Origin of the sequence: Streptomyces sp. MA5143a (genome assembly GCF_900290235.1) — a bacterium.
GTDB lineage: Bacteria > Actinomycetota > Actinomycetes > Streptomycetales > Streptomycetaceae > Streptomyces.
This window is the reverse complement of record NZ_OLMK01000022.1, coordinates 12,013-36,420: the sequence shown is the minus strand read 5'-3', so window position 1 is coordinate 36,420 and position 24,408 is coordinate 12,013. Positions and strand designations below refer to the sequence as shown.

20 protein-coding genes are annotated in these 24,408 nt (G+C 73.0%); 11 read left to right on the top strand and 9 right to left on the bottom strand.

Features of this window, described 5'->3' with window-relative positions; genetic code table 11:
- A partial coding sequence (locus SMA5143A_RS11155; protein ID WP_107462737.1) for a hypothetical protein occupies positions 1–323 on the bottom strand: 323 nt, incomplete at its 3' end.
- A 168-nt stretch (positions 324–491) separates the two neighbouring features.
- Positions 492–1,262 (bottom strand): hypothetical protein, encoded by a 771-nt coding sequence (locus tag SMA5143A_RS11150; protein WP_107462728.1) that lies wholly within the window; start codon positions 1,260–1,262, stop codon positions 492–494.
- Positions 1,263–1,802: 540 nt separating this feature from the next.
- Here SMA5143A_RS11150 and SMA5143A_RS11145 point away from each other — a divergent pair.
- On the top strand, positions 1,803–2,513 hold the full coding sequence (locus tag SMA5143A_RS11145) for a transglycosylase family protein (protein ID WP_107462726.1): 711 nt from the start codon (positions 1,803–1,805) through the stop codon (positions 2,511–2,513).
- Between the two features lie 75 nt (positions 2,514–2,588).
- Here SMA5143A_RS11145 and SMA5143A_RS11140 read toward each other — a convergent pair whose 3' ends face one another.
- Genes SMA5143A_RS11140 through SMA5143A_RS11130 form a run of 3 tightly spaced genes read right to left on the bottom strand, consistent with a single transcriptional unit; the run spans position 2,589 to position 6,600 of the window.
- Complete coding sequence (locus SMA5143A_RS11140) at positions 2,589–3,227, bottom strand: ABC transporter ATP-binding protein (RefSeq protein WP_107462719.1); 639 nt, start codon at positions 3,225–3,227, stop codon at positions 2,589–2,591.
- Positions 3,224–6,103, bottom strand: a complete 2,880-nt coding sequence (locus SMA5143A_RS11135) for an ABC transporter permease subunit (protein WP_107462717.1) — start codon at positions 6,101–6,103, stop codon at positions 3,224–3,226. The genes SMA5143A_RS11140 and SMA5143A_RS11135 overlap by 4 nt, the downstream gene beginning before the upstream one ends.
- On the bottom strand, positions 6,103–6,600 hold the full coding sequence (locus tag SMA5143A_RS11130; RefSeq protein ID WP_107462714.1) for a hypothetical protein: 498 nt from the start codon (positions 6,598–6,600) through the stop codon (positions 6,103–6,105). The genes SMA5143A_RS11135 and SMA5143A_RS11130 overlap by 1 nt, the downstream gene beginning before the upstream one ends.
- Positions 6,601–6,729: 129 nt before the next feature.
- On the opposite strand from SMA5143A_RS11130, the gene SMA5143A_RS11125 reads away from it, so the two are divergent.
- From SMA5143A_RS11125 to SMA5143A_RS11105, 5 genes are all read left to right on the top strand, one after another.
- Positions 6,730–7,308, top strand: coding sequence for a hypothetical protein (locus tag SMA5143A_RS11125; protein ID WP_181361812.1), 579 nt, complete (start codon positions 6,730–6,732; stop codon positions 7,306–7,308).
- Positions 7,283–8,581: an ABC transporter substrate-binding protein gene (locus SMA5143A_RS11120; protein ID WP_107462713.1), complete on the top strand. Its 1,299-nt coding sequence runs from the start codon at positions 7,283–7,285 to the stop codon at positions 8,579–8,581. Before SMA5143A_RS11125 ends, SMA5143A_RS11120 begins: the two co-directional genes overlap by 26 nt.
- A gap of 172 nt (positions 8,582–8,753) precedes the next feature.
- Positions 8,754–10,001 (top strand): glycosyltransferase family 4 protein, encoded by a 1,248-nt coding sequence (locus SMA5143A_RS11115; RefSeq protein ID WP_107462712.1) that lies wholly within the window; start codon positions 8,754–8,756, stop codon positions 9,999–10,001.
- Positions 9,998–10,828, top strand: coding sequence for a hypothetical protein (locus SMA5143A_RS11110; RefSeq protein WP_107462711.1), 831 nt, complete (start codon positions 9,998–10,000; stop codon positions 10,826–10,828). Before SMA5143A_RS11115 ends, SMA5143A_RS11110 begins: the two co-directional genes overlap by 4 nt.
- A 64-nt stretch (positions 10,829–10,892) precedes the next feature.
- The gene (locus SMA5143A_RS11105; RefSeq protein WP_107462710.1) at positions 10,893–11,903 is read left to right on the top strand and encodes a helix-turn-helix transcriptional regulator; all 1,011 of its coding nucleotides are present in this window, start codon (positions 10,893–10,895) and stop codon (positions 11,901–11,903) included.
- Here the strand turns inward: SMA5143A_RS11105 and ctaD are convergent.
- Positions 11,812–13,545 (bottom strand): aa3-type cytochrome oxidase subunit I, encoded by a 1,734-nt coding sequence (gene ctaD, locus SMA5143A_RS11100; RefSeq protein ID WP_107462709.1) that lies wholly within the window; start codon positions 13,543–13,545, stop codon positions 11,812–11,814. The two genes, SMA5143A_RS11105 and ctaD, sit on opposite strands and share 92 nt — an antisense overlap.
- A 378-nt stretch (positions 13,546–13,923) precedes the next feature.
- Here ctaD and SMA5143A_RS11095 point away from each other — a divergent pair, with 378 nt between their 5' ends.
- Positions 13,924–14,139 (top strand): I78 family peptidase inhibitor, encoded by a 216-nt coding sequence (locus tag SMA5143A_RS11095; protein WP_055512626.1) that lies wholly within the window; start codon positions 13,924–13,926, stop codon positions 14,137–14,139.
- A gap of 105 nt (positions 14,140–14,244) precedes the next feature.
- Here SMA5143A_RS11095 and SMA5143A_RS11090 read toward each other — a convergent pair whose 3' ends face one another.
- Positions 14,245–15,270, bottom strand: a complete 1,026-nt coding sequence (locus tag SMA5143A_RS11090; RefSeq protein ID WP_107462708.1) for a phosphatase PAP2 family protein — start codon at positions 15,268–15,270, stop codon at positions 14,245–14,247.
- A 238-nt stretch (positions 15,271–15,508) separates the two neighbouring features.
- Positions 15,509–16,738 carry a glycosyltransferase family 39 protein gene (locus tag SMA5143A_RS11085; protein ID WP_107462707.1) on the bottom strand — a complete coding sequence of 410 codons (1,230 nt, stop codon included), beginning with the start codon at positions 16,736–16,738 and terminating at the stop codon, positions 15,509–15,511.
- Between the two features lie 345 nt (positions 16,739–17,083).
- On the opposite strand from SMA5143A_RS11085, the gene SMA5143A_RS11080 reads away from it, so the two are divergent.
- Both SMA5143A_RS11080 and SMA5143A_RS11075 read left to right on the top strand, forming a co-directional pair.
- Positions 17,084–18,685: an MFS transporter gene (locus tag SMA5143A_RS11080; protein ID WP_107462706.1), complete on the top strand. Its 1,602-nt coding sequence runs from the start codon at positions 17,084–17,086 to the stop codon at positions 18,683–18,685.
- A gap of 80 nt (positions 18,686–18,765) precedes the next feature.
- Positions 18,766–19,956 carry an acyl-CoA dehydrogenase family protein gene (locus SMA5143A_RS11075; RefSeq protein ID WP_107462705.1) on the top strand — a complete coding sequence of 397 codons (1,191 nt, stop codon included), beginning with the start codon at positions 18,766–18,768 and terminating at the stop codon, positions 19,954–19,956.
- 39 nt (positions 19,957–19,995) lie between these two features.
- Here the strand turns inward: SMA5143A_RS11075 and SMA5143A_RS11070 are convergent, their stop codons facing one another.
- Positions 19,996–20,439 carry a cell division protein SepF gene (locus tag SMA5143A_RS11070; RefSeq protein WP_107462704.1) on the bottom strand — a complete coding sequence of 148 codons (444 nt, stop codon included), beginning with the start codon at positions 20,437–20,439 and terminating at the stop codon, positions 19,996–19,998.
- Positions 20,440–20,752: 313 nt separating this feature from the next.
- Here SMA5143A_RS11070 and SMA5143A_RS11065 point away from each other — a divergent pair, with 313 nt between their 5' ends.
- Positions 20,753–21,967 (top strand): DUF5685 family protein, encoded by a 1,215-nt coding sequence (locus SMA5143A_RS11065; RefSeq protein WP_107462703.1) that lies wholly within the window; start codon positions 20,753–20,755, stop codon positions 21,965–21,967.
- 516 nt (positions 21,968–22,483) lie between these two features.
- Positions 22,484–24,283: an FAD/NAD(P)-binding protein gene (locus tag SMA5143A_RS11060; protein WP_107462702.1), complete on the top strand. Its 1,800-nt coding sequence runs from the start codon at positions 22,484–22,486 to the stop codon at positions 24,281–24,283.
- The last annotated feature ends 125 nt before the right edge of the window (positions 24,284–24,408 follow it).

Below are 24,408 nucleotides of genomic sequence, written 5' to 3'. Positions count from 1 at the left end.
AGTGGGGACGGGATGTGGTGCATCCCCGTGTGGCCGGTGGGGATCCGGCCGACCGCCTGCCACATGGTGGTCGTCGTGGTGGTCTGGCCGGACTGGGTGTCGCGCTGGGTCGCGAGATGCCCGGCCGAGTGCCGGGAACCGTACGAGCCCGAGCGCTGGCCGCCCGAGCCGTGGTGGAGGTTCCCGAACCCGGTGAAGCCCAGCTCCTCCTCGCCGTGCCGGTCGCCCGGCAGGGCCCGATAGGACCGGACCCACTCCGCGTAGAGCGCGTCGTAGATCGGTGTGGTCGATGGGCCGCCCGAAGGGTCCTGTGTCGGCCGCATGGACGGGATCGACGAGTAGGACTGGCGGCGGGGAACGTCAAATGCGTGCACGTCTGAGCCAACGACCCCGCCGGGCAAGGGATGCGGGCCGTACACCATTCAGCCTCCGGCCCGGGGGCCGCGCCCCGGGCGGGGATCCCGCGGGGCGCGGTGCGACCGGGGCGGCCGTCAGGTGCCGGCGAGCGGCAGCGTCGCGGCCACCAACTTGCCGTTCGCCGCGGCCTTGTCGAGGGCGTCCCGCAGCAGGTCCTCCCGCGGCTGGCGCCCGATCGACCCGACCGGCGCCGCGAACAGCAGCACCTGCTGGTGCTTGTTCGCCGCGGCCCGCCAGCTGTCGGCGACCTGGAGCGCCTGGTGCGCCTGCCACCAGGCGACCGGGGTGCCGCCGGCGGGGCCCGGCTGAAGAATGGCGTGCAGTTGGCCCATCGCGAGCAGTACCGACCAGCCGTGCAGCACGGGCGGCACGGAGTCGATCTGGGGGAGCGGCATGAAGCCCTGCTCGATGAGCAGCGGCAGGAAGTCGTCGCCGGCGCCGGTGGTGCCCGGGCGGGCGATCGGCGCGGTCGGCTCGACCACGAGCGCCGGGTGCAACTCGCCGCTGAGCAGGATCAGTCCGCTGGTGACACCGAGCACGGCCTGCTCGGGCGCGGCCTGCGGCGCGGCCGATCCGGCGATGGACCGGGCGGCGCCCTGCAACTGCTCCTCGGTGACCTGGACGACCTGGGAGGGCAGGCAGGTGGCGTGGGCGAAGGCGAGCACGGCGGTCTCGTCGCCGACGAACAGGACGGTGCTGGTGCGCTCCTGCTCGGAGTCCCCCGGGGTACGGCAGGACGTGCAGTCGTAGCCGCCGGGGGCGTTCTCTCCGGCGAGCAGCCGGTCGGCTTCTTCGTCGCCGATCTCGGCGCGTACCTCGTCGCTGACCTCGAGCATGCGCGGCACGGGTGGCTCCTCGGGATGCGGTGCGTGTCGGATGCCGGGTGGCGCCCGGCCCGTGAGCACGGAGGTTCCGGCTCATGCAGGAGACAACGGGCTTTCTGTGGCCGGAGTCACGCTCGGGGACGAATGGAATCGAACCATCCGGCGCGCAGGGTGAATCCGCCCGCGGAATCGGTTACTCCACGTCAACTCATGCGACTGTCCAGGTACTTGCCGCGGTGAAGTGGCTCACAGATCATGGCGGTCCGTGGTCGACAAATCCGGAAATCAGGGAATGAAGTGGGTGGCTGGAATTGGCTGCTACTGGCGGTAATGGTGAACTGGCCTCGGAGGACGGGCGATCAGTTGCTGACAACCAGTCAAGTTCCCTAGATTCCCGGGCCGTGTGCAACGAGCACCGCTCGGGTACGTCCGCCGACCGCACCACAGCCGGCTCGACCGCACCACCCCGCCGGCGGACGGGGCTGAGCGCGTCCCCGCGTCCCGTGCGACGCGGAGCGCGCCCCGCCTTGGGGGACCCCGGGTCCTTCGAGAGGGAACTACATGTCCGCATGTGCCGACACCACACGCGAGAACACTCGCACCACGCGGAACGCCCGTAGGGCGAAGGCGCAGGACGCCCGCAGGACACGTACGACGGCGGTCGTCGCCGGGGCCGTGCTGCTCGCCCCGCTGGGACTGCTCACCGCCGCCGGCAACGCCGTCGCGGCCGACAGCGGAGTGTGGGACCGCATCGCCAAGTGCGAGAGCGGCGGCGACTGGCGCATCAACACCGGCAACGGCTACTACGGCGGACTCCAGTTCGCCGCCACGACCTGGCGCGCCTACGGCGGCACCGCCTACGCGCCCACCGCCGACAAGGCGTCCAAGGCCCAGCAGATCGCGGTCGCCACGAAGGTCCAGCGCGCCCAGGGCTGGGGCGCCTGGCCCGTCTGCGCCGCGCGCGCCGGAGCGTACGGCAGCGCGCCCGCCGCTCCCTCGAACGGCTCGGCGACCACCGAGTCCAGCACGGCCGGCAGCGCAGGGAACGCTGCCAAGCCTTCCAAGAGCGCCCCGTCGACGACGCCGTCGCGCTCCACCGGCCACCCCGACCGCAGCGCCTCCCGAGGCGACTACACCGTCCGCCAGGGCGACACCCTGAGCGGTATCGCCGCCCGGCAGGGCACCACCTGGCGGAAGATCTACGCCGCCAACAGGGCCGTCATCGGGGCCGACCCCGGTCTGATCGTCCCCGGTCAGCGCCTCGACCTCTGAGCACCCTCCCGGCACCGTGCCCGCGGGTCCCGTCCGGCGCGCCGCCCGGACGGGACCCGCGTCCTTCCCCCGCGCTCAGGGCAGTTCGGCGGCCTCGCCGCAGAACGCCACCGTGCCGCGCCGCAGTTCGTAGACGAGCGCGGACGCCTCCCGCAGCGCCGGCGGCAGGCGCTGCTCGGCGACGACCACACAGGCGTCCAGACCGCTCAGCAGGGCGTACGTGCGTGCCGCGACCGCCGGTGACATGCCCTGGGCCGGCTCGTCGACGAGGACGACACGCGCGCGTGCCAGGAGGGCGCGGGAGAGCGCGAGCATGCGCTGCTCACCGCCGGAGAGGGTGCCGGCCCGGCGGGGCAGCAGTGGTTCGAGCGCCGGGTACGCCGCCAGGGCGGGGACGACGTCCCGCGCGGCGAGTTCGAGGTTCTCGCGCACGGTGAGCGAGGCGAAGACCGCCCGCCGCTCGGGTACGAGGACGAGGCCCCGCCGGGCCCGCTCGTACGCCGGCAGCCGCGTGATATCGGTGCCGTCCCACTCCACGGCCCCTGCGGAGAGCGGCACCGTGCCCGCGAGGGCCCCGAGCGCGGTCGTACGACCGGAGCCGTTGCGGCCCAGCAGGACGGTCAGACCGGGGCCCGGCGCGGCGAGCGTGAGGCCGTGCAGGGCCTCCAGGGGGCCGTAGCGGACGCGGGCGCCCCGGAGCGCGATGAGGGTCACCGTCCGGCCGCCGGGTCGAGAGGGTCGCGCGGGTCGGTGGAGCCGAGGGCACGCAGCACCTCGGCGGCCGGGCCCGAGGCCACGACCCGGCCCGCCGCCATGACGTGCACGACGTCCGCGAGCCCGGCGACGAGGTCCAGGTCGTGCTCGACGACCAGCAGGGCCGTACCGTCGTCGGCGAGGGCGCGCAGAACCCGGGTGAGGGCGGCGATCTCGTCGGTGTCGAGCCCGGCGGCCGGTTCGTCGAGCAGCAGCACGCGGGGGGAGCCGGCGAGGGCCCGCGCCAGTTCGACCCGGCGCAGGGTGCCGGTCGGCAGTCCGGCGGCCGGGCTCGACCGCACCGGCCCGTCCAGCCCGAGCAGCCGCAACGCCCGCTCCACGGCCCCGGGGTCGGCGATCCGGCCCTGTTCGGCGCCCACCCTCACGTTCTCGGCCACCGTCAACGACGGGAAGACGGCCAGCTGCTGGAACGTCCGTGCGACACCGAGCCGTGTCCGGGCGTGCGCGGGCACCCGCGTGACGTCCCGTCCGTCGAGCCGCACCACTCCCCGGCTCGGCCGCAGCGTCCCGGCGAGACAGTGGAAGAGGGTGCTCTTCCCGGCCCCGTTGGGCCCCACGACGGCACTGACCCGCCCCGCGGGGACATCGAGATCGACGCCGTCCAGCGCGATGAAACCGCCGTAACCGACGTGGAGCGCTCGGGCCTGGAGGGGGATGGGGGTTTCCGGCCGGGGGACGGAGGGGGCCTGGCGGGGGGCCGGGGCCGGGGTCGGGGGCGGGGTCGCGGCCGGGGGAGAGGGCGGGCGAGGGGGAGAGGGAGTGGAAGGGGTCGGGGGAGCGGGCCGGGTGCTGGGGGTGGTCCTCCGGGGTGCCGGGCCAGGCGTCCGGCCACGGCCACCGCCGGGCTCGGCTGCCGGCGGCGCGGCGGTGTCAGGTGTCGGTCGGGGCGCCTCCGGTGGTGCGGCGGACGTCGGACGGCGAGCGGTCCCCGCCGTGGCCCGCAGCCCGGCCCGTACCCGGGCCCCCAGCGGTGTCGGTGTGGGGCTCCGCTCCGGACGCAGGCGGGTGAGGGCGGTGCGGGCCGCCTCGTAGGGGCCGGCGGGGAAGCGGCCGATCAGGGCGGCCAGGACGCCGATCACCGCGGCGGCGACGCCGCCCCGCGTGCCCGCGTCCAGACCGACGAGCAGGGCGGCGGCCGCGAGCGCGCCGAGCGTGCTGTCGGCGCCGAGGACGACGATAGCGGCGAACCACAGGAGGCCGCGGACAGGGTCGAAGGCGGCGGGGTCGAAGGCGCGGACGCCCATCGCGAGCATGCCGCCGCCGAGGGCGGCGAGGGCGGCGCCCGCGACGAAGGCGGCCAGTTTGAGGGAGGGGACGGGGACGCCCGCCGCCGCGGCCCCGGCCTCGTCGTCCCGCATCGCGGCGAGGGCCCGGCCGGTGCGGCCCCGGCGCAGCGCGCGGGTGGCGAGGAGCGCGCACGCGAGGAGGCCCAGCTCCACGACGTAGTACGCGCGGTCGCCGTCGAGGCCCGCCGGGCGGTCCAGGGTCAGGCCGGACGTCGCGTACGGCTGGGCGAAGACGAAGCGGCTCACCCCGACGCCGACCGCGAAGGTCGCCAGCGCCAGGGCCAGGCCGTGGCGGCCGATGGCGGGCCGGCCGGTCAGCAGGCCCAGCGGTGCGACCAGCAGGACGGCAACCAGGAGGGCGGCCGGCTCGGGCAGGGACGGCAGCACCGGGAAGCGGCCCGCCGCCAGCAGCGCCGTGAACAGGGCGCCCAGGCCCGCGTACGCCGCCTGCCCCAGGGAGATCTGGCCGCCCCGGCCCGTCACCACCACCAGGGACAGCAGGATCACGCCCAGCGCCGGGACCTGGACGGAGGTGTGCAGGTCCCGGCCCGCGAAGCCGAGGGGGATCAGGAACAGGAGCACCGCCACGATCCAGGCCCCGGCCGGTGTCCTGACCGGGGCGGTCGCCGGGCGCGGCAGCGCGTCGCGGGCGCCGACGCCGGGCAGGACCAGGGCGGCGACGAGGAGCGCCACGACGAAGAGGTTGGCGCCCACGGCCTGGATCAGGGGCTCCGCCCGCCCCGGCGGGTGGAACCGGGTCAGCTGGCTCTGCGCGACGCCGATGCCCAGCGCCACCAGGACCGCCACCGGCAGGCTGCGCATCCGGGCGGCGACCGCGACGGCCACCACCTCCATCACCAGCAGCGGCATGCCGTACGGGTCGAGGCGTACGTAGGGGGCGAGCAGCACGCCCGTCAGGCCGGCCGTGAACGAGCCGAACGCCCAGCCCGCGGCGGCGACCCGGTCCGCGTCGATCCCGCCGAGGACGGCGAGGGACCGGTCGTCCACGACCGCTCTCAGCTCCCGCCCGAAACGTGTCCACCGCCGGGGCGCCCGGCGCCCGCCGGAAGGGCGCAGTACCGCGCCCACCACCGCCGCGACGGCCACGGCCACCCCCAGTTGCCCCCACGGGTCCGCCGTCACCAGCGTCGGCGCGTCGTCCCGCGCCCCTTGGCCCCACAGCAGCGCCGCCCCGCCGACGAGCAGCACGAACACGCCGATGGACGCCACCAGGGTCTGCGCCGGGTCCCCGCCGAGCACGGCGAGCGGGCGGAACACGAAACGCTCCAGGGCGAGACCGATCGCCGGGGCCACCACCAGCAGGGTCACCACGGCGGACGGCCACAGGGGCCAGTGCCACTCGACGGTGAACTGGCGCAGCAGATACGCGCAGACCATGGCGATCGCCCCGTGCGCGAAGTTGAGCACCCCGGTGGCCCGGTAGGTCACGACGAGGCCGATGCCGGTCAGGGCGGCAGCGCCGCCGACGGACAGACCGGCCAGCGTGAGGTCGTACGTCAGGGACGCCATCAGCCCTCCGGCGGGCCCGTCGGGTCGTCGCGTCCGGGCGGGTCGCAGACGGGGCACGGGCGCAGTCCGCTCCCGGACAGGGCCCCCGAGTCCACGGGCACCGCGTCGGCCTTGCCGGCGGCCAGCGGGCAGTCCGCCCGGTGCCAGAGGGTGCCGCCGGGCACGCGGAGCAGCTCCTCGCTGGTGGCGAGGGGCGTGGCCGTCGCCCGCCCGGACGCGTCGGTGTCGGTGGGCTCGGTGGCGACCAGGAGGCCGTACAGCTCCTCGACCCGGGTCGCCGCCAGGGCGTCCCGGCCGTGGGCGAGGAGGACCGCGCCCGCGACGATCAAAGCGGCGCCCGGGACGGTGCAGGAGGCGAGGTACGGCAACTGGCGTTCGGCGAAGCGCTCGCCGGAGACGCCGTACCAGCCGACGGCACAGAGCACGGCGCCGCCGGCGAGCGCGGCCCAGCCGGCCCAGAGGACGGGGTGCGCGGTCCGTGGAAGGGGTGTCCGCATCCGGGGCTCCCACACGTCGTGTCTGACGGGTTCTCAGATATGCCGATGGAGTTGCACTATGCCTTGTGCGAGCTGACCCTGAAAGAACCGGGCGCCTACCGCCCGGACCGACACCCGGTGGTGAGCCAGATGGTTCTCGGGAGCGACCTCAGGCGGGGGAACGCACGGCGGGGCCGCGGCCCTGGGGGAGGCGGGAAGGCCACGGCGCTGGCCGCCGCGCTGGCCCTCTTCCTCGCTCCGGCCCTCGCGGCGTGCAGCGACGACAGCGGCGGGGGCGGCGACGCGACACCGCCCACCCCTTCGGTGGAGAGGACGACGGGCGAGCCGGACGGGGCGAGCGCGAGCCGACCCGCGGACGCGGGGGCGGCCGAGAAGGAGATCCGGCAGAACTGGGCGACGTTCTTCGACCCGACCAGCTCCAAGGAGGACCGGCAGGCCGTCCTGGAGAACGGCGAGCGGTTGGGCCCGGTCCTCGACGCCTTCAGCGGCGACGAACGCGGACAGCGGGTCGAGGCGAAGGTCACGAAGGTCGAGTTCACGTCGGCGACCGACGCGGACGTGACGTACTCGCTGCTGATGAAGGGCGCCACGGTCCTGCCGGACTCGGCGGGCACGGCCGTCGAGCAGGACGGCACCTGGAAGGTCTCCGTCAAGACACTCTGCGGGCTGGTGGGGCTGAGCGGTGCGTCGGCGGTCCCGGGCTGCTGAGACCGTCGCCGCGGCCCTGCTCCTGCTGCTGACCGCGGCCTGCGGCAGCCGCCTCCCGGAGAGCGACTTCGAGGGCCGGAACACCGCTCCGCCGGCCACCGGTCGGGCCGGCGCCCCCATCCGCGTCGGCATCATCACCAGCGCCACCAGCCCCGTCGGCGGCGACGCCTTCACCGGGCCGCGTGACGGGGCGAAGGCCTGGTTCACCGCCCTGAACGCGCGCGGCGGCATCGACGGCCGCAAGGTCGAGGTGCGTGAGTGCGACGACGGCGGCAGCGGCGTCGGCAACAACGAGTGCGTCCACAAGCTCGTCGAGGAGGACCGGGTGGTCGCCCTGGTCGCGACCACGGCCCTCGACTACGCGGGCGCCCCGCGCGTCTCCCGCGCGCGCGTGCCCGACATCGGCGGCCAGCCCATCGGCCCGGCCTACGACACCTACCCGCACCTCTACGGCATCTACGGCAGCCTCGCGCCCCGCGACGGCACCACCGGCTGGGACGGGAAGCAGTACGGCGGCACCGAGGTCTACCGCTACTTCAAGCGCGAGCACGGCGCCCGCACCGCCGCCGTGGTGTCGTACAACCAGGCCGCGTCGGCCGCGTACGCCCGGCTGATCGTCGACGGGCTGAAGGCCGAGGGGTACGACGTCGTCACCGAGCAGCTCGACTTCGCGCTGCCCAACTTCCGCGCGGCCGCCGCCGACATCGAGGAGCGGGGCGTCGACCTGGTCCTCGACGCGATCGACGGCCACGGCAACGCCCGGCTCTGCGCGGCGATGGACGAGGTCGGCGCCGAGGTGACGGCCAAGGTCACCAACGTGCAGAACTGGACCTCCACGGTCGCCGAGGACTACGCGGACGCCCCGCGCTGCCGCAACGCCCTGTGGGCCACCGGCTCCAGCCGCAACTACCAGGACACCGGGCAGGCGGCCGTACGGGAGTTCAGGGACGCCACCGAGGGACTGGGGACGCACTCCCAGTGGCAGTTGGAGGGCTGGGCCGCGGCCATGTGGTTCACGGACGCGGCGCGCTCCTGCGCCGGCACCGAGGAGGGCGTCACGCGCCGTTGCGTCGACCGGTTCATGAACCGTGACGAGCCATACACCGCCGACGGACTCCTCCTGCCCGTCCGTTTCGAGCGGCTCGCCGAGCCGCCGGCCACCCGCAGGACCTGTCTGTCGGTCGCCCGCTGGCAGGACGCCCGCGGCTGGGTGAGCCAGGGGGACATGGACCAGAACTGTTTTGTGGTACCGCAGTTGCCCTACCGGCCCTGATGCGAAACGGCCCCGAAGGGTTCCCGGGACCGGTTACCGATCGCACAACCGTTCCGTGACAAGTTGATGTGGAAGCCCAACCATCCCCCACGAACCCGGGTCTAACCACGCGGTGGTGGACCAGCACTGCCAAACACCGTCCGACCAGGAAGAAAAGGGCTCCGGGGGACCAATGCACATCTCTTTCCTGATACACAACGCATACGGCATCGGGGGAACGATCCGCACGACGTACAACCTCGCGAACACCCTGGCCGACCAGCACGACGTCGAGATCGTCTCCGTCTTCCGCCACCGCGACGAGCCGGTCTTCCGGCACGACCCGAGAGTCCGGCTCCGCGCCCTCGTCGACATCCGTGACGGCGGCGCCGACCGCGATCACGCCGAACTGGGGCGGCCCGCCAAGGTGTTCCCGCGCGCCGAGGGCCGCTACGAGCAGTACAGCGCCCTGACCGACCGGCGCATCGCCGAGCACCTCTCCTCGGTCGACGCCGACGTCGTCGTGGGCACCCGGCCGGGCCTGAACGTGCACCTGGCCCGGCAGACCCGCCGCGGCCCGGTCCGCGTCGGACAGGAGCACCTCACCCTGGACAGCCACTCCCCGGCGCTGCGCGCCACCCTGCGCGGCGCCTACCCCCGGCTCGACGGGTTCACCACGACCACCGAGGCCGACGCGCGCGCGTACGGCACCAAGATGCGACTGCCCGGCGTCCGGCTGGCGGCCGTGCCCAACCCGGTGCCCGCGCCCGGCGTCGACCCGGCCGACGGCAGCGGCAAGTGGGTCGTCGCCGCCGGACGGCTCGCACCCGTCAAGCGCTACGACCTGCTGGTGCGGGCCTTCGACAAGGTGCGCGCGGAGCGGCCCGACTGGCGGCTGCGGATCTACGGCAGTGGCAGGCAGAAGGACGGACTGCGCGCCCTCATCGACGAGATGGGCCTCTACAACCACGTCTACCTGATGGGCCCCGCCCACCCCATCGAGCCCGAGTGGGCCAAGGGCTCCATCGCCGCCGTCACCTCCAGCCTGGAGTCCTTCGGCATGACGATCGTCGAGGCCATGCGCTGCGGCCTGCCCGTGGTCTCCACCGACTGTCCGCACGGCCCCGGCGAGATCATCGAGGACGGTGTCGACGGCCGCCTGGTGAAGGTCGGCGACATCGATGCCATCGCCGCCGGCCTTCTCGAACTCATCAACGACGACACCAAGCGGCAGCAGATGGCGCACGCGGCGCTCAAGGACTCCGAGCGCTTCGACCCGGCCCGGATCGCCGAACGCCACGAGACGCTGTTCACCGGCCTGACGGCCCGCGGCGGCCGGGTGCGCGGCTCACTGCACCGCACCCGTGGCGCGCTGCTCGGTGGCGCGTACGCCGTTCGGGACGCCGGACGGTCGGCTCTCGCGAAGGGGCGCGCCGCATGACGTCACCGGTCCGCCGCCCCACGGCCCCCGGCGGCGAGGACGAGACCGCCACGAACCCGCGCGCCGACTGCGTCGCCGACTTCGCCGGCGGCCTGACCTTCGACATCACCGACGAGGGCGGACTCGACCCGGCCCATCTCCTCCTGCGCCGCCGGGGCGGCCGGGAGGAAGTGCGTCTGCCCCTCACCCCGGCCGGCGGCAATCGCCTCCGGGCGGCGCTGCCCGGCGGCGTGGCCCTGCCCGAGGGCCGCTGGGACGCCTACCTGCGAGCGGCGGGCGCCGAGCCGCGCCGGCTCGCTCCCGGCCTCAACGACCTGCGCGCCCTGGTCGACCGGGCGCCCGCCCCGGCCGCCGAGCGGGTCGTCGTCCGCATCCCCTACGCCACCAAGCACGGCAACCTCTCCGTCCGCAGCTGGGAGCGCGCTCCGCACGCCGAGGCAGGCGCCCTCCACATCGGCGACGGCGAACTGACCGTCAGCGCCCGCCTCTACGGCACCGGAACCGCCCCGGACGCGTACGCCGAGGCCGCCGACCGGCACGGCGCGTTCCCGCCCGTCCGGGCCGACCTCACCCCGGCGCCCGGCGGTCTCCGCTTCACCGTGGCGTACGGCGCGCTGCGGCCCGGCCTGTGGGACCTGTGGCTGCGCCCCGGCGGCGAGACCGGGCCCCGGGTGCGGATCGCGCGGCTGCTCGACGACATCGTCGACAAGAAACCCGTCTACGTGTATCCCACGGTCGGCGTCGACACGGAGCACGGCCCGGTGGAGGCCACCCCGTACTACACGGTCGACAACGATCTGTCGGTCACGGTCGCCGCCGTGGCCTGAGCCGCACAGGGGTGACGACGGTCGAGGACAGTAACTGTCCTCGACCGCTGGCAGACTCGCCCCCATGTTGGAGACATCGGCACGTCTGCTGCGGCTGCTCTCGCTCTTGCAGGCCCACCGCGAATGGTCCGGCTCCGCGCTGGCCGACCGCCTCGGCGTCACCCCCCGCACGGTCCGCCGGGACGTGGACCGGCTGCGCGAGCTCGGCTACCCCGTCAACGCCAGCCCCGGCACCGGCGGCGGCTACCAACTGGGCGCCGGCGCCCAGTTGCCGCCGCTGCTGCTGGACGACGACGAGGCGGTCGCCGTCGCCGTCGGGCTGCGCACGGCCGCGGGCCAGGGCGTCGAGGGCATCGGCGAGTCCTCCGTACGGGCCCTCGCCAAGCTCGAACAGGTGCTGCCGAACCGGCTGCGCCGCCGGGTCGGCGCCCTCAACGCCTTCACCGTGCCGCTGCTGCGCGGCCCCCAGCCCTCCGCCGTCGACCCGGAGGTCCTCACCGACCTCGCCCACGCCTGCCGGGACGCCGAGCGACTGCGCTTCGAGTACCGCGACCACGGCGGCGCCACCACCCGCCGTACGGTCGAGCCGCACCGCCTGGTGTGCACCGAGCGGCGCTGGTACCTCGTCGCCTGGGACGTCGACCGCGGCGACTGGCGCACCTTCCGCGTCGACCGCGTCACGCCCAGGCCACCGCACGGGCCGCGCTTCACGCCCCGCGAGGCCCCGGCCGCCGACCTCGCCGCGTACGTCTCCGAGGGGATCTCCACGCGTGCGTACGCCGCCCACGCCGTCGTCCGGCTGCTCGTCCCCGCCGAGGAGGCCGCCGCCCGGCTCTCGCCCGCCGCCGGCACCCTGGAGCCCTTCGACGACGACAGCTGTCTGCTGCGCACCGGGGCGGCGAACCTCGATGTGATGGCCATCCACGTGATGATGACCGGCATCGCGTTCGAGGTCGTCGAACCGCCGGCGCTGACCGAGACGATCAGGACCCTTCGCGACCGTCTGACGGACGCTCTTGACCGAACCGCGGATGCGGCGTCCGCTCCTGGCCCTCGCGGGTCTGGGGCGGCGTGATCGCGGCGAACCTCGGATGGTGCAGGTCGAACGCCGGGGACTCGGAGCGGACCCGGGGCAGCGTCACGAAGTTGTGCCGCGGCGGCGGACACGACGTCGCCCATTCCAGGGACCGCCCGAAGCCCCACGGGTCGTCGACCTGGACCCGCACGCCGTACCGGGAGGTCTTCCAGACGTTGTAGAGGAACGGCAGCGTCGACAGGCCCAGCAGGAACGCGCCGATCGTCGAGACCGTGTTGAGGGCGGTGAAGCCGTCGGCGGCCAGATAGTCCGCGTACCGCCGGGGCATGCCCTCCGCGCCCAGCCAGTGCTGCACCAGGAACGTGGTGTGGAACCCGACGAACAGCGTCCAGAACTGGATCTTGCCGAGCCGCTCGTCGAGCATCTTCCCGGTGAGCTTCGGCCACCAGAAGAACAGCCCCGCGAACGTCGCGAAGACGACCGTGCCGAACACCACGTAGTGGAAGTGCGCCACCACGAAGTACGAGTCCGTGACGTGGAAGTCCATGGGCGGCGAGGCCAGGATCACCCCCGTCAGGCCGCCGAACAGGAACGACACCAGGAACCCGGTCGCCCACAGCATCGGCGTCTCGAACGACAGCGAGCCCTTCAGCATCGTCCCCGTCCAGTTGAAGAACTTCACCCCCGTCGGCACGGCGATCAGAAAGCTCATGAACGAGAAGAACGGCAGCAGCACCGCCCCGGTGGCGAACATGTGGTGCGCCCACACCACGATCGACAGCCCGGTGATCGCCATCGTCGCGCCGACCAGGGTGAGATAGCCGAAGATCGGCTTCCGGCTGAAGACCGGGATGATCTCCGTGACGATCCCGAAGAACGGCAGCGCGATGATGTAGACCTCGGGATGCCCGAAGAACCAGAACAGGTGCTGCCACAGCAGCGCGCCGCCGTTGGCCGAGTCGAAGACCTGGGCGCCGAACCGCCGGTCGGCCTCCAGACAGAGCAGCGCCGCCGCCAGCACCGGGAACGCCATCAGGATCAGGATCGACGTGAACAGCGTGTTCCAGGTGAAGATCGGCATGCGGAACATCGTCATACCGGGCGCGCGCATCCCGATGATCGTGGTCAGGAAGTTCACCGCGCCCAGGATCGTGCCGAACCCGGACAGCGCCAACCCCATGATCCACATGTCGGCCCCGACGCCCGGTGACCGCTCCAGGCTGTTCAGCGGGGCGTAGGCGAACCACCCGAAGGCCGCGGGACCGGACGGCACCAGCAGCGACGCCATGACGATCAGCCCGCCGAAGAGGAACAGCCAGTACGACAGCATGTTCAGCCGGGGGAAGGCGACATCGGGCGCACCGATCTGCAACGGCATGATCTCGTTGGCGAACCCGGCGAAGGTCGGAGTCGCGAAGAGCAGCAGCATGATCGTGCCGTGCAGCGTGAACAACTGGTTGAACTGCTCGTTGTCCACGATCTGCAGGCCCGGCCGGGCCAGTTCGGCCCGCATCACCAGGGCCATCAGACCGGCCGCCAGGAAGAACAGGAACGACGTGACCAGGTAGAGATGACCGATCTTCTTGTGGTCCGTGGTGGTCAGCCAGTCGACCACCAGCCGACCCTGCCGTCTGCCCCTCCGTACGGGTCGTGCCGACGCCGATACGGTCTCGGTCCCCATCGCTCGCCCCTTCGCTGCCGCGTCCTGGGCCCGTGATGCACGCCATGATGCTCGCGCCCCGGCGGCTCCGACAGGGGACGTGCGGGGGAAGTGTGCGAGAACCGTGTATTTCCCATGAGGTCCCCGCTTCCCGGAGCCGTCCGGGAATCGGTGGGAAAAGGCCGGACATGCACCGGACACACGGCCCCGGACCTGCTTTCCTACGGGCTATTCGAGATGGTGCCGAAGCGCTCCGGAATTGTGTTCGCCAGCGCGGGCAAGGTCCGCGGAACCGCTCGTACGTGTGACGAAGTTGGGCCGAAACGCGTGTCGTGGTTCTGTGACAGAAGCGTGACTGCGGGGGGACAGCGCCCCCTCCGGCCGCCTAACGTGGCGGGCATGGCACCGATTCCGCACTCGCCCGAAGAGCCCCGGGACAACCCCGACTCCTACGTCGGTCTGGAGGCGCCGAGCGCCGAGCGACGCGCCCTGGAACACGGCTGGTCCACCGTCAGAAAGCTGCCGCCGGGCGCGATCATCACCATGGAGTACCGCTTCGGCCGGCTCAACCTGGAGGTCGAGGACGGCCGGGTGAAGCGCGCCTGGAAGGGCTGATCCCGGGCCCGGCCGGAGACAGGACGGGCGAAGGCCCGGCTCGTGACGAGCCGGGCCTTCGCGGTGCGGGGCGTGGAGTGTGCGTACCTGCCCCGCTGTCTCGTGTCAGCCGCCCGCGACCGGCCGGGCCGTGGAGGTCCCTCGTGTCACGCGGTCCGCGTGGGGCGGCCGACGGTGGCCGAGCGGGGTGATCGGCGCCCGCTCCGACCTGGCCAGATGCGGCGTGGAGGGCAGGTGCAGCGGCATGATCGGGGCGTGCGCGGCGCGGGCCGCGATCCCCGTGTCGCGGACGCTCGCCGCCTCCTCGCCGGGTGTGCGCAGCGCGCTCGTCCCCACCGGCGCCGGGGTCGGGGCCGGAGTGGGGGCCGTCGTACGGCGGTCGCGCCAGGTGTCCCGCAGCGAGAAGATCCAGGCCTCCGCGCGGGAGATCAGCGGCTCGAACCAGGGCAGCGCCAGCAGGATCAGCAGACCCGCGGCCCAGCCCAGCAGGACGTCGCTGAGCCAGTGCGTGCCCAGGTACACGGTGGTGAGGCCGACGCCGAGCGAGGTCACGGCGGACAGCGCGGACAGCCAGCGCCTGGCCCGCGGGGTCGACGCCAGATACGCCAGGATGCCCCAGGTCACCACGGCGTTCGCGGTGTGGCCCGAAGGAAATATGTCGCCGCCCAGCCACATCTCGTTGGAGCCGATCTCGGTCGCGTAGTGCGGGCCGAGTCTGCCCATGCCGAGCTTGGCCGCGCCGACCGTGATGTTCAGCAGCAGCAGCGAGACGCCGAGCGCGAGCAGCGGGCGCAGGGTGTGCTGCCGCCAGGAGCGCCAGCCCAGCCAGGCCGCGACCATCACGGCGGTGGGGCCGCGCTGGCCGAGGACGACGTAGTAGTCGAGGAAGGCGTGGATCTCCGGCCACTGCTGGTACGGCCGGAAGAACATGATCTGCCAGTCGAGCCGCACCAGCCACGAGGTGATGACCACCGCCCACACGATGGCCACGTAGAAGGCGAGGGTCGACGAGAACAGCACCACACGGTGCCGCGTCATCACCGGCACGTCGATGTGGGCCGGTCGCTCAGGCTCACGGTCCAGCCTGGAGAAGACCCGGTCCAGACGGGTCGGCTTTAGTTCGGTACGCACTCAATCGACGTTACAGCGAGTGAGCTCCGGTGCGGCGTGAATCACCGGCTTTGTGATGACGCCGTGATGTGGGATTGCTCTCAGATTGATGTTTATTTCTGCTGAATGGTGAATGGATGGGTCGTCCAGCCTTCAATTCCATGGCCGAATGATGGCCCGTCGTTTTGCGGTCCTTTTGAATTCGTTCACCGTGCGCTTGCGCCGAATTACGCAACCGCTTCCCGCCGCCGGGTGACGCTCAGGGCGGACCGGACCCGTTCAGCCAGAACGCCCCGTAGGCCGCCGACACGGCCGCGACGCCGCCCAGCACCGCTGCCGCCCTCGGGGTCTTCGCCCGGGCCAGGGCCAGGGCGAGGGGGAGGAGCAGCGGGAAGGCGGGCATCAACAGGCGCGGTTTCGAGCCGAAGTAACTCGACGCGCACAGGGCCAGCGCGGTCACGACCCCCGCGTAGACCAGCAGCGGGAGCGGCTGGCCCTGCCGGACGCAGATCACGTACAGCCACACGACCGCCGCCACACCGGCGATCAGGCCGACGCCCGCCAGGGCCGACGGGAACGACGTGAACTTGTCGGCGACGAACCGGGCGAAGGCGTAGCCCCCGTCGAAGCCGTTGCGCCAGCCCGCCTGGACGTCGAGATAGCCGAGCGGCCCCTTGCCGGTGCGCTCGCCTACCCACAGCACGTAACCGGCGGCCCCCAGGGGAGCGAGGAGCATGCCGAGGGCGCGCGGCCACCAGGGAGTGCCCCCCGACCCCTCCGGGCTCCGGTTCCGTACGAACGAGGGAACGGGGTCCGGGGTGCCGGCGGGTGAGGGGGACGTGGTCGGGTCGTGACGTCGCTGTCGTACGTACGACGTGATCGCCGCCGCCCATACCGCCGTGACCACCGCAAGGCCCACCGGGCGGGTGAGGCCGGCGAGGGCGGCCAGAACGCCCGCCGTCACCCAGCGGCCGGTCAGGACGGCGTACAGGGACCAGGCGGCCAGCGCGGTGAACAGCGCCTCCGTGTACGCCATCGACTGCACGATCCCCACCGGCAGCACCGCCCACAGCAGCACCGCGCACACCCCGGCCCGCCGGCCGTACACCAGGTCGACGACGGCGAAGATCCCCCAGGCCGCTCCGAGCGAGGCCAGCGTGCCGACCGCCAGCCCGGCGTGCGCGTACGACAGCGGTGTCACCGCCGACACCGCCCGCTCCAGCCACGGCAGCAGCGGGAAGAAGGCCAGGTTCGAGTGGACGTCGCCGTTGGGCAGGCGCACCTCGTAGCCGTAACCCAGCTCGGCCACCCTCGTGTACCAGAGCGCGTCCCAGCGGGCCGACAGCAGCGTCAGGGCGCTCTTGTCGCGCGCCGCGCTCCACAGGGTGAGCGCGACGACCCCCAGGGCGCGCACGGCGGCGTACCCGAGGAGAGCGGGGGCGGCCCGCCGGAGGAGAGGCGGCGCCGGGCGCGTAGCAAGATCGGTCACGCGCTCGATTATCGGCGGTGCCCGGAACCGGCCGGGAGGTCCGCACGTGATGGTCGGTGAGGGACCGTGGCGGACGACCCACCGACCATGCGCGGACGACCGAGGAGCGGGCGATGGAGGAGCCGTGGAGAACCCGTGGACGGTCGGCGGGGTGTCGCACGCCACACACCGTGGAAGCCCTCCATGAGACACCCACCACGCTTCACCGGCCGGAACTCGCGTACCCTGACGGCTCACTCGCCTTTCGTTGCGCGGGTCCGGGCCGCCGCTCTCCCGGGCCGTAGCCGCCGGGGAGTCCCCGCCCCGCGGTCCCGCCGAACGCGAGAGCATCTGGGAGGTACGTACATGTCCGGGACGCCCACGGCCGCCGCGCGACGCCGTAGGGAGGCCGGGGCCGGTGCAAACCGATGGGTCGTCCTCGTCGTCCTCTGCGTCAGCCTGCTGCTCGTCGCCGTGGACGCCACCGTGCTGCACGTGGCGGTGCCCGCCGTCACCGAGGACATCAAGCCCGGCGCCATCGAGCTCCTCTGGATCGTCGACGTCTACCCGCTCGTCTGCGCCTCGCTGCTGATCCTCTTCGGGACCCTCGGCGACCGCGTCGGCCGCAGACGCGTCCTGCTCCTCGGCTACGCCCTGTTCGGTGTCGCCTCCGGACTCGCCGCCTTCGCCGAGAACCCGCAGGTCCTGATCGCGGCCCGGGCGCTGCTCGGTGTCGGCGGCGCGATGATCATGCCGGCGACACTGTCGATCCTGCGGCAGGTGTTCCCCGACCGGCGCGAGCGCGCCCTCGCCATCGGTGTCTGGAGCGCCGTCGCCGCGGTCGGCGCGGCCGTCGGACCCCTGCTCGGCGGATTCCTGCTGGAGCACTTCTGGTGGGGCTCCGTCTTCCTCGTCAACATCCCCCTGATGCTCGTCAGCCTGCCCGTCGGACGCCTGCTGCTGCCGGAGTCGACCGGCGACCGCGAGGGACCGTGGGACGTCGTGGGCGCGCTGATGGCGGCCGGTGGACTCTTCGGTGTCGTCCTCGGCGTGAAGCGGCTCGGCGGCGGGCACCCGCCGTTCGACCCGGGCACCGCGGTGGCGCTGCTCGGGGGCGGCGTCCTGCTGGCCGTGTTCGTGCGCCGGCAGCGGCGCCGGAGGCATCCGCTGGTCGACCTGCGGATGTTCGCGCGGCCCGCGTTCAGCACCTCCGTCGGCTGCATCGTCCTCGCCATGCTGGCGCTGGTGGGCCTCGAACTGATCGCCGCGCAGTATCTGCAACTGGTCCTCGGGCTCTCCCCGCTGCAGACCGGGCTGCGGCTGCTGCCGCTGACCATCGCGGCGATGGCGGCCGGGCTCGTCGGCTCCCATCTGCTGCACCGCTTCGGCCCGCGCCGCATGGTGTCCCTGGGCTTCTGCCTCACCGCGTTCGCGGTGGTGCTGCTCACGGCGATGGGCCGCCAGGACAACGCGGCGCTGCTGCTCACCGGGTTCGTCCTGCTGGGCTTCGGCCTGGAGACGACCCTGTTCGCGGCGTACGAGTCGATGCTGAGCGAGGCGCCCGCGTCGTCCGCCGGCGGGGCCGCGGCGATCGGTGAGACCTCCTACCAGCTGGGCGCGGGCATCGGCATCGCCCTCCTCGGCAGCGTGATGAACGCGGCGTACGCGCCCGGGTTGTCGTCGGTGCCGGGGGTGCCCTCGTCGGCGTCCGCGGCGGCGGGGCACTCGCTCGGGGAGGCGTACGAGATCGCCGGGCGGTTGGGCGGGCCCGCCGGGGAGGCGCTGCGGCACGCGGCCCGGGACTCCTTCGTGCACGGTCTGCATGTGACGTTGCTGGTGAGCGCGGGCCTGCTGGTGCTGGGCGCGGTCATGGCGCTGCGGCTGCCGCGGGCCATGGAGTGCGAGGCGGACGTACCGGGGCCGAGGGAGGCGACGGCGACGCCCGTGCGGGCGGAGTCGGTGCGCTGAGCCGTCGGCACTGGGCGTGGCCGGGGCGTGTGGGTAATGTGCCTAGCGTTGCTAGTTTTAGTGAGCCGGAGGTTGCCCTCATGTCCGTGCCCGCGAAGTCGCCTTCCTTCGACCCCGCCGACCCGCTCGGCCTCGACGACCTGCTCGAACCCGAGGATCTCGCGGTGCGGGACACGGTGCGGAGCTGGGCCGCGGACCGGGTGCTGCCGTTCGTCGCCGAGTGGTACGAGCGGGGCGAGCTGCCGGAGATCCGCGAGCTCGCCCGGGAGCTGGGGGCGATCGGGGCGCTGGGCATGTCCCTCGACGGGTACGGGTGCGCCGGGGCGAGCGCCGTGCAGTACGGGCTCGCCTGTCTGGAGCTGGAGGCCGCGGACTCCGGGATCCGGTCGCTCGTGTCCGTGCAGGGCTCCCTCGCCATGTACGCCATCCACCGGTTCGGCAGCGAGGAGCAGAAGGAGACCTGGCTGCCGCGGATGGCGGCCGGCGAGGTCATCGGGTGCTTCGGGCTGACCGAGCCCGACCACGGGTCCGACCCGGCCTCGATGCGGACGTACGCCAAGCGCGACGGCGGCGACTGGATCCTCAACGGGCGCAAGATGTGGATCACGAACGGGTCCGTCGCCGGGGTCGCCGTCGTGTGGGCGCAGACGGACGACGGCATCCGCGGGTTCGCCGTACCGACGGACACCGCCGGGTTCTCGGCGCCGGAGATCAAGCACAAGTGGTCCCTGCGGGCCTCCGTCACCAGCGAACTCGTCCTCGACGACGTCCGGCTGCCCGCCGACGCCGTACTGCCGGAGGTCAAGGGGCTCAAGGGGCCGCTCGGTTGTCTGTCGCACGCCCGGTACGGAATCGTGTGGGGCTCGATGGGGGCGGCGCGGTCGAGTTTCGAGGCCGCGCTCGACTACGCCAGGACCCGGGAGCAGTTCGGCAGGCCCATCGGGGGTTTCCAGCTCACCCAGGCCAAACTCGCCGACATGGCGGTCGAGTTGCACAAGGGGATTCTGCTCGCCCACCATCTGGGGCGGCGGATGGACGCGGGACGACTCCGTCCCGAGCAGATCAGCTTCGGCAAGCTGAACAACGTACGAGAGGCGATCGAGATCTGCCGTACCGCCCGCACGATCCTCGGTGCGAACGGGATCTCCCTGGAGTACCCGGTGATGCGGCACGCGACCAACCTGGAGTCCGTGCTCACCTACGAGGGCACCGTCGAGATGCACCAGCTCGTGCTGGGCAAGGCGCTCACCGGACTCGACGCCTTCCGGTGACCGGGGGCACCGGAAGGCGGGGCGGTGAGCCGCCCTGCCTCAGCTCTGGTTGAAGAAGCCGTCGGCCGGACGGCCGGCGGCCTCGCCGCTGACGATCTCCGTGTCGGCGGGGGTCAACAGGAACACGCGGTTGGAGACCCGCTCGATCGATCCGCGCAGACCGAAGATCAGGCCGGCGGCGAAGTCGACGACACGCTTGGCGTCGCCGGGCTCCATGTTCGTGAGGTTCATGATGACCGGGACGCCGTCCCGGAAGAGTTCGCCGATGTGCCGTGCGTCGCGGAAGCTGTCCGGGGTGACCGTGCCGATCCGGCGGCCCTGCTCGTGGGCGGACTCGGAGGCGACCTTCACGCGAGGGTCGGTGACCCATGCCTCGCCGGACCCGGACTCCCGCTCATCGGCGTAGTCGTCGTCGTAGTAACGCTCGTCATCGTTGTCGTCGACGAGGCCAAGCCAGGCACTCGCCTTGCGCACCGATCCCATGGACGCCTCCTCTCACAGCGGTCTTTTTCTCTTTCCGCATCCCTATCGTCGTCCATGATGCGGATGTCTCGCCAAGTGGATAGACGCCGCACGGGGGTTTCGTGACGGTACTGGTGCAGAACGAATTCGTCGAGAGTCCATGTGCCCCAAGGGCTGTGCCGTACACGTCTGCTGACTGAGAGTGAAATAATATTGTTCGCGGCGTTTGGGTGAGTGTCGAGCGTCCGGGTGAACGTTCCGGCGGCTACGATGCGGCGCAGTTCAGGCACGTGCGCGTGGCCGTTCGGAGCGCGCGACAGACACGGGGGACGTCGTGTTCGGAATCGTGAGGCCCTGCGGTCATCGGCTCGGTGAGGGTCTGAAGACCCAATGGATGGCACATCTGTGCGGGCTCTGCCTCGCGCTGCGCGGGGATCACGGGCAGTTCGCCCGCATCGTGACGAACTACGACGGCCTGCTGGTCTCGGTTCTGACGGAGGCTCAGGCCGAGCGGACCACCGACTGGCGGCGCACCGCCGGGCCCTGCCCGCTGCGGGGGATGCGCACCGCGTCCGTCGCGCAGGGCGAGGGCGCGCGGCTCGCCGCCGCCGTCTCACTGGTCCTCGCCTCGGCCAAGGTGCGTGACCACGTGGCCGACGGTGACGGACTCCTGGCGCGCAAGCCGGTCGCGTCCGCCGCGCGCCGGGTCGCGACGAGTTGGGGGCGCGCCGGCGCGCGCACCGGCGCGGACCTCGGCTTCGACACGGCGGTGCTGGTCGACGCCGTGGACCGGCAGCTCGGCATCGAGGCGCTCGCCGGGCCGGGCACACCGCTGTTGACGGTGACCGAGCCGACCGAGACGGCGACCGCGGCGGCCTTCGCGCACACCGCGGTGCTCGCCGGACGTCCGGGCAACGTCGAACCGCTCGCCGAGGCCGGCCGGCTCTTCGGACGGCTCGCCCATCTGCTGGACGCGGTGGAGGACCGGGTCGACGACGCGGCCTCGGGCGCGTGGAACCCGCTGGCCGCGACCGGGACGTCCCTGCCCGAGGCCCGGCGGCTCGCCGAGGACGCCCTGCACGGCATCCGGCTCGCCCTGCGCGAGGTCGACTTCGTCGACGGCAAGCTGGCCCATCTGCTGCTCGTGCACGAACTCGGGCGCTCCGTCGACCGGGCGTTCGGCACGGTGCCGGTCTGCGCGGCGCACCAGCACGGCGGGCCCCCGCAGCACGGCAACCCGTACGGGGGCGGCGCCGGAAACCCGTACGGCGGGGCGGGCGGGAACCCCTACGGCGGCGGGAACCCGTTCGGTGGTGGCGGCGCGTACGGCGGCAGCGGTGGCGGGCCCGGCGGCTTCGGTGGAGTGCCGCAGCCGCAGCCGCCCGGGCGGCGGGGGTTCTGGGCCGGTTGCGGGATGTTCTGGTTGCTCTGCTGCACCTGCCAGTTGTGCTGTGCGAAGGAGTACGAAGGGCCGTGGTCCCGGAAGAAGCGGGAGGGCTGCTGCCGGGACTGCGACTGCTGCGATGCGTGTGACTGCTGCGATTGCTGACCCGCGGCCGGGCCGGGGGTACGGCTGCCGGTCGCGCGTGCGTCGTCGCGGGTGAGCGCCATGAGGGGTGCGCGTGTGAAGGCGAGCGTGCGGGATTGAGGGAGAACGCGAGCGGCGCCCCGGTCTACGGACGGGGCGCGCGGTGGGGTCGGCTCAACAGGAAGAGGACCACACGCGACCGAAGTCGATGTGGGAGCGCTTGACCAGCCACTGCTGCGAATGCATGAGCCCCAGTGGAACAGGCATCCGGTTGCGCGTCAACCGACTTGAGACGTAGCGCTCACAGTGCGGACAGCCTTGACAGCGCGGGGAACCGCCCCCGTAGTCTCGGCACAGACCGCTGCTGAGGGGCTCGGTCGTGCGCGTCCCGGTACGCGCCGCGTGTGAAGGCACCGTGTTCGACTCGACGTGCCACGGAGCCCTTCGCATGCCCTCTCCCTTTTCTTCTCCCCTCTCCCGCCGCCTTGCCGCCGCTTTCGCCGCTCCCGGGCGTTTCTCCGGATCCCGGCGGTCGCGATGAGCGACGCCGGGGGGAGCCCGCCGCGACCGTCGCTGGTGATCGTCGGGGCCGGGCCGCGGGGGACCGGGGTCATCGAACGCATCGCCGCCAACCTGGGCGGGGCCCACGACGGACCCGGCTTCGACATCCACCTCGTCGACCCGTATCCGCCGGGCGCCGGACGCATCTGGCGGGCCGACCAGTCGCCGCTGCTGTGGATGAACTCGCAGGCCGAGGACGTCACGATGTTCACCGACGAGACGGTACGGATGGACGGCCCCGTACGGGAGGGGCCCACGCTGCACGAGTGGGCCGGACTCGACGGACGGCACTTCCCGGACCGGCGGATCCAGGGCGCCTATCTGAACTGGGTGTACGACCGGGCCGTCGCCGACCTGCCGCCGGGAGTCACCGTCCGCCACCATCCACGTCGCGCCCTGCGGGTGGACGGTCCCCGTGACGGCCGGCAGCGGGTGTGGCTGGAGGGACGCCCCCGGCCGCTCCCCGCGGACCTCGTCATCCTCGCGCTCGGCCATCTGGACGCCGAACTCGACGACGAGCAGCGCGCGTTGGCGGCGTACGCCGGGGCCCACGGACTGGTCCACCTGCCGCCGGACTTCACCGCCGACAGCGACCTGTCCCGGCTCGCGCCCGGTGAACCGGTGCTCGTGCGGGGCTTCGGGCTCGCCTTCGTCGACCTCATGGCGCTGCTGACGGAGGGGCGCGGCGGACGGTACGAGGGCGACCCCGACGGCGAGCTGACCTACGTCCCGTCCGGGCGGGAGCCCGTCCTGCACGTCGGGTCGCGGCGCGGCGTGCCGTACCGCTCGAAGATCGGGTACGGGCTGGAGGGCGAGCGGCCGCCGCTGCCCCGGTTCTTCGGGCCGGCCGAGGTCGACGACCTGCTCGCGCGGGAAGACGGGTTCGACTTCCGGCGCGACGTGTGGCCGCTGATCGAGAAGGAACTGGGGTTCGCGCACTACCACCGGCTGTACACCGCCCACCCCGAGCGGACGGCCATGGACCGGGCCGGTTTCGAGGAGAGGTACGCGGCGATCGAGGACGCGGCGGAGCGGGCGGCCCTGGTGGCGTCCGCGGTGCCGGACCCCGCCGACCGGCTGGACCTGGCCGCGCTGGACAGGCCGTTGGCCGGGGCGCGCTACGGGTCGTACACGGAGTTCCAGGAAGGGCTGCGGGCCCATGTCGAGGGGGACCTGGCGCGCCGTCACGACCCGGCGTACAGCCCTGACCTCGGTGTCTTCCTCGGGCTGCTGTCGGTCTACGGGCAGCTGATCCGGCTCGGGGACATCGGCCCCTGGTGGCACGGGTTCTTCAGCTACCTCGCGTCGGGGCCGCCCGGCCCCCGGCTGCGGCAACTGCTCGCGCTGTCGCGGGCGGGCGTCCTGCACTTCGTCGGCGCGGACATGGCCGTCGCCCCGGAGGACGGGGTGTTCCGGGCGTCGAGTCCCACGGTGCCCGGAGTGTCGGTCGAGGCGAGGGCGTTGGTGGAGGCGCGGCTGCCGGAGCCGACGGTCGCGCGGGCGCGGGACGCGTTGCTGCGCGAGCTGTACGACGACGGAGGTGTGGCCGAGACCCCGGAAGGGCTGCTCGCCGTGGACCCGGCGGACGGGCGGCTGCTGGACCGCAAGGGGCGCCCCCACCCTCGGCGCTTCGCCCTCGGCCCGTTCACCGACAGCCGCGCACCGGGCGCCTTCACCCGGCCACGCACCGGCGGCCCGGCCTTCCGCCAGAACGACGCGACCGCCCGAGCCGTCCTGGCGTTCCTCGGGGAGCCGTCGTATCGGGCGGTGGCGTGAGGGGAGGGGGAGGGTTCGGCTGCGGTGAGGCGCCTGCGAGAGCTGCGGGTCGGCGGGTCGGCACCGGGTGAGCGGGCGGTGAGGCGGTGGGGCAGGAGCGGGGGTCGGTCGGGAGTCGTCGGGCG

Excerpts from the sequence above, each read along its gene's own strand:
- SMA5143A_RS11145 (WP_107462726.1), top strand. The coding sequence starts at position 1,803 with ATGTCCGCATGTGCCGACACCACACGCGAGAACACTCGCACCACGCGG.
- SMA5143A_RS11135 (WP_107462717.1), bottom strand. The coding sequence starts at position 6,103 with ATGGCGTCCCTGACGTACGACCTCACGCTGGCCGGTCTGTCCGTCGGC.
- SMA5143A_RS11130 (WP_107462714.1), bottom strand. The coding sequence starts at position 6,600 with ATGCGGACACCCCTTCCACGGACCGCGCACCCCGTCCTCTGGGCCGGC.
- SMA5143A_RS11125 (WP_181361812.1), top strand. The coding sequence starts at position 6,730 with ATGGTTCTCGGGAGCGACCTCAGGCGGGGGAACGCACGGCGGGGCCGC.
- SMA5143A_RS11115 (WP_107462712.1), top strand. The coding sequence starts at position 8,754 with ATGCACATCTCTTTCCTGATACACAACGCATACGGCATCGGGGGAACG.
- SMA5143A_RS11110 (WP_107462711.1), top strand. The coding sequence starts at position 9,998 with ATGACGTCACCGGTCCGCCGCCCCACGGCCCCCGGCGGCGAGGACGAG.
- SMA5143A_RS11105 (WP_107462710.1), top strand. The coding sequence starts at position 10,893 with ATGTTGGAGACATCGGCACGTCTGCTGCGGCTGCTCTCGCTCTTGCAG.
- ctaD (WP_107462709.1), bottom strand. The coding sequence starts at position 13,545 with ATGGGGACCGAGACCGTATCGGCGTCGGCACGACCCGTACGGAGGGGC.
- SMA5143A_RS11095 (WP_055512626.1), top strand. The coding sequence starts at position 13,924 with ATGGCACCGATTCCGCACTCGCCCGAAGAGCCCCGGGACAACCCCGAC.
- SMA5143A_RS11080 (WP_107462706.1), top strand. The coding sequence starts at position 17,084 with ATGTCCGGGACGCCCACGGCCGCCGCGCGACGCCGTAGGGAGGCCGGG.
- SMA5143A_RS11075 (WP_107462705.1), top strand. The coding sequence starts at position 18,766 with ATGTCCGTGCCCGCGAAGTCGCCTTCCTTCGACCCCGCCGACCCGCTC.
- SMA5143A_RS11070 (WP_107462704.1), bottom strand. The coding sequence starts at position 20,439 with ATGGGATCGGTGCGCAAGGCGAGTGCCTGGCTTGGCCTCGTCGACGAC.
- SMA5143A_RS11060 (WP_107462702.1), top strand. The coding sequence starts at position 22,484 with ATGAGCGACGCCGGGGGGAGCCCGCCGCGACCGTCGCTGGTGATCGTC.